The sequence below is a fragment of the Advenella sp. genome (assembly GCF_052108595.1).
GTDB lineage: Bacteria > Pseudomonadota > Gammaproteobacteria > Burkholderiales > Burkholderiaceae_B > Advenella.
The window spans coordinates 1-7,388 of sequence record NZ_JBQEAU010000160.1 but is presented as its reverse complement, the minus strand read 5'-3'; the positions used below and the strand labels follow the sequence as shown (position 1 = coordinate 7,388).

Annotated in this window: 8 protein-coding genes and 1 pseudogene; 7 read left to right on the top strand and 2 right to left on the bottom strand. The window is 53.4% G+C overall.

All coding sequences use genetic code 11. From position 1 onward, the window contains the following. The 3 genes from ACTIKR_RS19525 to ACTIKR_RS19515 all read left to right on the top strand — a co-directional run. A partial coding sequence (locus ACTIKR_RS19525; protein ID WP_442328758.1) for a hypothetical protein occupies positions 1 to 681 on the top strand: 681 nt, incomplete at its 5' end. A 149-nt stretch (positions 682 to 830) separates the two neighbouring features. Next, complete coding sequence (locus ACTIKR_RS19520; protein ID WP_442328757.1) at positions 831 to 1,316, top strand: GNAT family N-acetyltransferase; 486 nt, start codon at positions 831 to 833, stop codon at positions 1,314 to 1,316. 88 nt (positions 1,317 to 1,404) lie between these two features. Continuing rightward, positions 1,405 to 1,677, top strand: a complete 273-nt coding sequence (locus ACTIKR_RS19515; RefSeq protein WP_442328756.1) for a hypothetical protein — start codon at positions 1,405 to 1,407, stop codon at positions 1,675 to 1,677. Here ACTIKR_RS19515 and ACTIKR_RS19510 read toward each other — a convergent pair. Together ACTIKR_RS19510 and ACTIKR_RS19505 are read right to left on the bottom strand one after the other, a co-directional pair. Continuing rightward, a complete protein-coding gene (locus ACTIKR_RS19510) occupies positions 1,665 to 3,077 on the bottom strand; it encodes a sensor histidine kinase (protein ID WP_442328755.1) in 1,413 nt (470 codons plus the stop codon). The two genes, ACTIKR_RS19515 and ACTIKR_RS19510, sit on opposite strands and share 13 nt — an antisense overlap. Further along, complete coding sequence (locus ACTIKR_RS19505) at positions 3,074 to 3,787, bottom strand: response regulator transcription factor (protein ID WP_193087049.1); 714 nt, start codon at positions 3,785 to 3,787, stop codon at positions 3,074 to 3,076. Before ACTIKR_RS19505 ends, ACTIKR_RS19510 begins: the two co-directional genes overlap by 4 nt. A 230-nt stretch (positions 3,788 to 4,017) precedes the next feature. On the opposite strand from ACTIKR_RS19505, the pseudogene ACTIKR_RS19500 reads away from it, so the two are divergent. The 4 genes and pseudogenes from ACTIKR_RS19500 to ACTIKR_RS19485 form a co-directional block, all read left to right on the top strand. After that, positions 4,018 to 4,464, top strand: a pseudogene (locus ACTIKR_RS19500) (tripartite tricarboxylate transporter TctB family protein); the annotation flags it as partial. Between the two features lie 104 nt (positions 4,465 to 4,568). Further along, positions 4,569 to 6,074, top strand: coding sequence for a tripartite tricarboxylate transporter permease (locus ACTIKR_RS19495; protein ID WP_442328759.1), 1,506 nt, complete (start codon positions 4,569 to 4,571; stop codon positions 6,072 to 6,074). Positions 6,075 to 6,241: 167 nt separating this feature from the next. Then, a complete protein-coding gene (locus ACTIKR_RS19490) occupies positions 6,242 to 6,826 on the top strand; it encodes a DUF421 domain-containing protein (protein ID WP_442328754.1) in 585 nt (194 codons plus the stop codon). A gap of 274 nt (positions 6,827 to 7,100) precedes the next feature. After that, positions 7,101 to 7,388, top strand: a 288-nt coding sequence (locus tag ACTIKR_RS19485; protein WP_442328753.1) for a cation:dicarboxylate symporter family transporter, incomplete at its 3' end; no start/stop codon positions are given.

Sequence of the window (7,388 nt, the reverse complement as noted above, 5' to 3'; positions counted from 1 at the left end):
CTGCGTGTATACGGTGTGGGCCATTCAATGGCCAGACATTTACAAAGCATGGGCATGCTTGGGAAACTCTACCGTGATTTTGTGAATGACAGTATAGACGAGCACGATTTTTATGTTAATGCACGAGCCAGAAGGTATATAGACCAGTATTACAAACGGCAATTGGCTACGTTCAATAGACGGCTGACGCCAGCCAGAAAAGAAATAATAGACAAACACTATACTGCGATAAAGCGGAAACGATTATTGGAGTCATTGGGTATCGTTGATGTAAATAACTCTCCCCTGGCAGAATTGACGATGCAATCTACAATTAGCCAGGAAGATCGTGGCTTAAGCGGAGCCTGTAATGACGCATTACTGCGAATCGGTTCGCTAAACAAGGATCTTAATTTTGAAACATCGTGGGAACGAGGCTTGGAGTTTATAAAAAAGGGGGGCTTCAAGTACTATAAGAAGGTGCATCTAGTTAAAGTACTCAATGCAGAAAAAATTGTACTTAATGGCACTTTCGATGCTAAGCGCCCATCCAATGGTTTCATCTTGGGCTTTTTGTCATCATTGCACCAAAATCTTGGGACCGTTCTGGTATCAAAAGGATTCACCCTGAAGAACATTGACGGTCTGCCAGCAGAGCAAATAAAACGGATTAACGATTTACGACTGTCCATCAGACAATAAGGCCAAGTTCGACCTTATGTGGCTATCTTTTCTATATAGATGGCCACCTGCAGGCCCATGGGGTCTTACACAAATTTCATTGGGTAAGACAAAGACCAGGAAACAACCCGGCCCCGGTCGTGATCCGCGAACGAAACCACACCTGGAATATGCCTCCCCTCATTCAACAAGTGCCACCAACCCAAGCACCCATTGAACTTTTGCTGCTCGCCGACCCATCCGAGCAGAAAATTCGCTCTTATCTTCTCCAATCGGAATGCTTTGTCGCTTCCCGCGACGGGATGGTGATCGGTGCATGCCTGGTACAGCCGCTGGGCGCCACATCCTGCGAAATCATGAGCATCGCCGTGCATCCGGATCACCAGAAAACAGGCACAGGCACTTTGCTGCTTAAGTGGATCATCGATTTTTATCGCCGATCTGGTGCGCTACAATTGGAGGTAGGAACCGGATCATTCGGCTACCAGCTCGCCTTTTACCAAAAACAGGGTTTTCGGGTAACCGGCATTGAACGGAATTTTTTCATCGACAATTACGACGAACCGATCGTCGAAGACGGCATCCAGCTGCATGACATGCTGCGCCTGACGCGCAGCCTGGACCAGGATAATGACCAGGCGACGACCATCTCCTGATCCCAGGGCCAACTCACCATTTCACCGCGTTGAACGCTAATGGTTGCCGTATCTGCTGTATAGTGAACGATTAAGCTGGGAGACAGCGATGGCATTTGAAAAATGGGCTGTACGTAAAGGCGATGCATTAGGCGTGGTCTACGAAGCTTACCGGGTGGGCAAACAGCTATCACTTGTGAAATACTACATGAATAGCCACCGGGACGGGTTCGTTCTGGTCAAGGAAAACGCGTACGAAAAATTCGGACCAGAGCGTCTGGATGCGCTGTTTGACGAGTGCTGGAACAGCCCGAATGATTTCTATCAAATTGATGAAGACGGCGTGACCAAGGTCGGCAGACGAGCACCCTACTTCGGTTGACGGACTGTATTCCGCTCCGTGTCCGACACCTGCCCCTGCTCGATCGGAAACACAATTGTGATTCTGAGCCCCGGCCGGCAGTCCTCAAACATCAGGGTTCCTTCATGCATGGCCACAATGGCCATGACGCTTTTGAGCCCGAGCCCAAAGCCTGTCGCATTGGGATCCAGTTGATAGAAGTGTTTGCCCACATTGCCATATTCGCTGGCAGGAATGCCCGGGCCGTCATCTTCTATCCGAATCGATAACTGCCCCTGCTCCCCATGTAAACTCACCCAGACATGCTCGCGAGTGTATTTCAATGCATTGTCCACAAGATTGGCCAGCATGCTGGCCAGCAAGTCTGCGTCGCCATGGATCTGACAGTCACCACGAATATTCAATGACAGCTGGTGACGCCGGTCTTCGGCGAAGGCGCTGTAAAGGTCAATGACATCGTCCGCGATCGCCGAAAAATCACATATGCGAAAGCGTTGCCGATACACACCGGCTTCGATTTCGGAGATCTGCAGTAGCTTTTCAAAAAGCTGATTCAGATTTTCAATTTCTTGAACGGCGAAATGCGTGGCCTGCAGCACCTCTTGCGCAGAATGACCGGGCCGCTGCACCGTACGCAGCCTGCTGATAATGCGGGTCAGCGGCGTGCGCAAATTATGCGCGATCGTATCGGACACATGACGAACGCCTTTCATGAGCGCCTCTATACGGTCCAGCATCGAATTGATTTCGTGGCTCAGGTGATAAAACTCATCGTGTATTTCGGACAGGGGTATTCGCGATGACAGTTGACCACTGCTGATTTGCGTAGCTGTCTTGTGAATGCTGCTAACCCTGAAATCGAGCTCGCGCCTGAAGATGAACGTACCCACGATCACCAGCATCAGCGCAACAAACAGCGTGACCAGACACGCCTGCCCGATCAGTCCGATGGTTCTGTTGATCTCGGCCAGATCCACACCAACGACCAGCGTGCTGCCATCATCCAGCATCGATATCCTGAACCTGCCGCTAAGCGCGACCCCATTGTTGCTCACATCAGCTTCTGCGATCTCCGACAGCCGCGAGACCGGAGCAGCATCCAGGTTGCCAATCACCTTTTCACCCGTCTGATTGAGCAAAAGATACAATCCCTGGTCCGAATCCACATTATCCGACAGGGTAAAGGCAAGTGAGCGGATCAACCGCTCTGAGCCACCCGTTTCGAATTCGGTCACCAGTCGATGGGTCGCCGAAGCGATCTGACGCTGCAATTGGGAATGCAACGCACCTACCACCTGTAAATAAATAAATGCCATCAGGACCAGGATGGAAAAAATGGCCAGCATTCCGTAATTGAATGTCAGTCGAAAAGAAATCGAATTCCATGTCCGGTCCAGAAAACGGACAAATTGACGAATCATGACGGCGCGGTATCCTGTCCTGTCGCCTGCCCCTGGTCCGACAGCACATAGCCCTCGCCCCAGACCGTGTGAATGAGCTGGGTTTGAAAACCGGTGTCGATCTTGCGTCGCAGGCGACTGATCTGAACATCAATCACATTCGATTGCGGGTCAAAACGATAGTCCCACACAGATTCAAGTAGCATGGTGCGGGTCACGACATTGCCTGCGTTTTGCATCATATGCACAAGCAGACGATATTCCCGGGGCTGCAGGTTGATGAGCTTGCCGCTTCGTTCCACCTTGCGGCTGATCAGATCCAGCTTGAGATCGCCAACCCGCAACTGCTTGACGCTATCGTCGCTGCCGGCCCGCCGGATGAGCGCTTCGATCCGGGCGATCAGCTCAGAAAAGGCAAATGGCTTGGTAAGGTAATCATCGCCGCCGGATTTCAGGCCACGGACGCGCTCGTCCACGCCCGACAAGGCGCTAAGCACCAGTACTGGCGTCTTGTTGCCCAGCGCACGCAGCGTGGAAAGAATGGACAGGCCATCAATATTGCCGGGCAGCATCCGGTCCAGGATGATAATGTCCCATTGCTGTTCGCAAGCGCGTCGCATGCCGTCTGCGCCGTTGCCGCAGACCACCGCATCGTGTCGCAACTCGTTCAGGCCATTGGCAATATACCGTGCGTTTTCATAATCATCCTCAATGACCAAGCAGTGCCACATGAGCGTCCCCCCGTTCCTATGCTTTTTGCCGGCGTTGTGCCGCCATCTGAGCATCATACAATTTCATGCCAGCGCGCGTACCGTACCGACCCGAATTCCAATATACATTTTTATTCAAATGCAATCATGACAAAACGGTAATGTTTTCGTCATCCATTGCAAGACTTTTGTCTCTATACAATCTTCTGTCTATACACCTGCAATTTTAGTGGAGACTTAAAAGGTAGATTATGCAGATAAAAAATCAACAGGACTTCTGGTCCGGCCTGATGTTCGTGGCCGTCGGCCTGGGCTTCGTCATATTTTCCCAAGTCTATGACATGGGCACACCAAGCCGCATGGGTCCGGGCTATTTCCCTTTCTGGCTGGCCATCTGTATGGCCCTGCTTGGCGCGATTGTCACGGTCAACGCCCTGCGCGGCGAACCGGCCGAGGACAGCGCCGTCGGCCATTTTGACTGGGACATTCTATTTTTGATTATTGGCAGTATCTGCCTGTACGGCATTATGCTGGATCACCTGGGGTTGTACATCGCCACGCCGCTGCTGATCATTTTCTGCAGCCTGGCCAGTCATGAGTTCAGCCTGCTGATCGCAGTGGGCAACGCCATCTTTCTGACGGTGTTCGCCTGGCTGGCCTTCGTCAAAGGCCTGGGTCTGATATTCCCACTTTGGCCTGAACCGATAGCCGAATGGAGCACATTGGCCCAGATCACCATCCCGCTGGGTGTCGTGATTGCAGTCGTCATGCTGGTACGTCGGATCAAAGGAAAATAATCATGCTGGACTTATTACAACATCTGGCCCTGGGGTTCTCGGTAGCCTTTACGCCTGAAAATCTTGCCTATGCCCTGCTCGGGTGCATTCTAGGCACACTGATCGGCGTATTGCCCGGTATCGGCCCTGTCCCTACCATTGCCATGCTGCTGCCTTTAACCTACATTCTGCCTCCCACCGCGGGCCTGATCATGCTTGCCGGCATCTATTACGGTGCCCAATATGGCGGCTCGACAACGGCGATTCTGGTTGCCCTGCCGGGGGAGACCTCGGCGGTGGTTACCGTGCTGGACGGACACCAAATGGCCAAGAATGGTCGGGCCGGCGCTGCACTGGCAATCGCTGCGATGGGCTCGTTCTTCGCCGGCTGTTTTGCCACCTTGCTACTGGCAGCCTTTGCGCCGCCACTGGCCGAGGTTGCCTTCAAATTCGGGCCCGCCGAGTATTTCTCTCTGATGGTGCTGGGTCTGGTCGGCGCCGTGGTCCTGGCTTCCGGCTCCCTGCCAAAAGCGATCTGCATGATTCTACTGGGTCTGCTACTGGGCATGGTCGGGACCGACGTGAACTCAGGCGTTGCCCGCTTTGACTTTGGCATTCCCGAACTGCAGGACGGTATTGACTTTGCCGTGGTTGCCATGGGTGTTTTCGGTCTGGCTGAAATCATGAACAATCTGGCGCAAAAAGAAAACCGGGTTGATATTACAGACAAGATTGGCGCGCTGTATCCGAACCGTCAGGAACTGCGTGAAGCCGCACCGGCGTGTATCCGCGGCACCCTGCTTGGATCCGCACTGGGTATTCTGCCCGGCGGCGGCGCCGTATTATCTTCCTTTGCTTCTTACACGCTGGAAAAGAAAATCTCCAAGCAGCCGCATCGCTTTGGCAAAGGCCATCCTGCCGGACTGGCGGGGCCCGAGTCGGCCAATAACGCCGCTGCGCAGACTTCCTTCATCCCATTGCTGACGCTGGGCATTCCTGGCAATGCCGTGATGGCATTGATGGTGGGTGCAATGACCATTCACAACATTCAGCCGGGACCACAGGTCATGTCCAGCCACCCGGAACTGTTCTGGGGTCTGATTGCTTCCATGTGGATCGGCAACCTGATGTTGGTGATCCTGAACCTGCCGCTCATCGGCCTGTGGGTCAAGCTGCTTAAAGTTCCCTACCGTGTCCTGTTCCCGGCCATTGTTCTGTTCTGCACCATCGGTGTGTACTCGCTGAACTACAACGTGTTTGATATTTACATCATGGCCATTTTTGGTGTGATCGGCTATCTCTGGAGCAAACTCAAATGTGAAGGTGCCCCACTGCTGCTTGGATTGGTGCTGGGTCCGATGATGGAAGAAAATTTCCGTCGCGCCCTGCTGTTGTCCCGCGGTGAATTCAGCACTTTCGTCACTCGCCCACTGTCCATGTCACTGCTTATCCTGGCCGCTGCGCTTGTGGTGCTGGTCGCGCTGCCCTCGATTCGCAAGAAACGCGAAGAGACGTTCGTCGAAGAAGAATAAGCTGCAGTCCCGGGATGGCCGCGCCTTGTGGTTCGCCTGGCTGCAGTCAACAACCGCCCTGTGCCGCTACCGGTACGGGGCTTTTTTTTTATGGTCGAGGGTCGCAGGGTATACTTTGCAGGGCAGCCCCCTATTGGTCTTTCTCCGATTTTCACAGGAATTCCCTTATGACTATGCTAAGTGAAGTATTTCAGATGCAGCAGACGTTCGGCGAGGCCTTTTTGCGCAGTACGGCCATCTACTGGGGTATTTATCTGCTGTTCCGGTTCGGTGGGCGGCGCAACATCGGCTCATTGGGTTTTGCCGACATCGTCGTTGTGATGCTAGTGTCGGAAGCCGTCGGCAATGGGCTGTCGGGATCTTCTGATACCATCACGGATGGCCTGACCGTGGCAGCCGGCATCGTTCTATGGTCATTTCTGGTTGACCGTCTGGGATATTTCTTTCCAGCGGTAAGCCATGTGCTTTCGCCCGATCAGCTGCTACTCGTGAAGGACGGAATCTTGCAATTGAAAAATATGCGCCGCGAATATGTTACCCGCGCCGAATTACTGGAGCAATTGCGCATCAACGGAGTCGATGACCTGGCGCAGGTCAGGCGCGCCTTTCTGGAAACCAATGGCGAAATCAGCGTCATCAAGGCGGGCAAGCATAACGACGCCGGCGGTGCAGGCAACGCCGGCACGCCATCCAGAGACGGTCAGCACGCCAGGGGTCCGGCCACCCGAACCAGGGGCGATATCGGCCAATAGCCGGCAAAACCAACCACAGTACGCTCAAACCCGTTTTGACCGGATGTCATCAATTCGAAACACAAGCGGCAAAAAAGCGGCTAATATGACGCCCATCGCGTTTTTTCAGGGCAATTCTGGCGCGCGCATCCCGCTTTTTTACGTTGCCCGATCGCAACACCCCTTTCGTTTTCCTGCAGATACGGATCAGCTTTGGCCGCGCGCGTCAGAACTGGGTACGCGTGGTGCTGCTGTCCACGGTTCTGCGGGATCACATGCATTTTGGAATGATGTCATGACTTTGCAGCATTTATTTGCGGCTATCGCCCGCGGCAATCTCGTTCGCCAGATCATCATCGGCCTGGTTCTTGGTATTTTGTTTGGCGTATTTTTTCCACAGGCAGCCCAATCGAGCCAGATTATCGGCACCTTCTTTACCGGCGCCCTTAAGGCGGTCGCACCGGTGCTGGTCTTTGTACTGGTCATGGCTGCGATTGCCCAGCATCGCAGTGGCACTGAAGTCTATATCAAGCCGATTTTATTACTCTATGTACTGGGTACGTTTGCGGCGGCATTGGTTGCC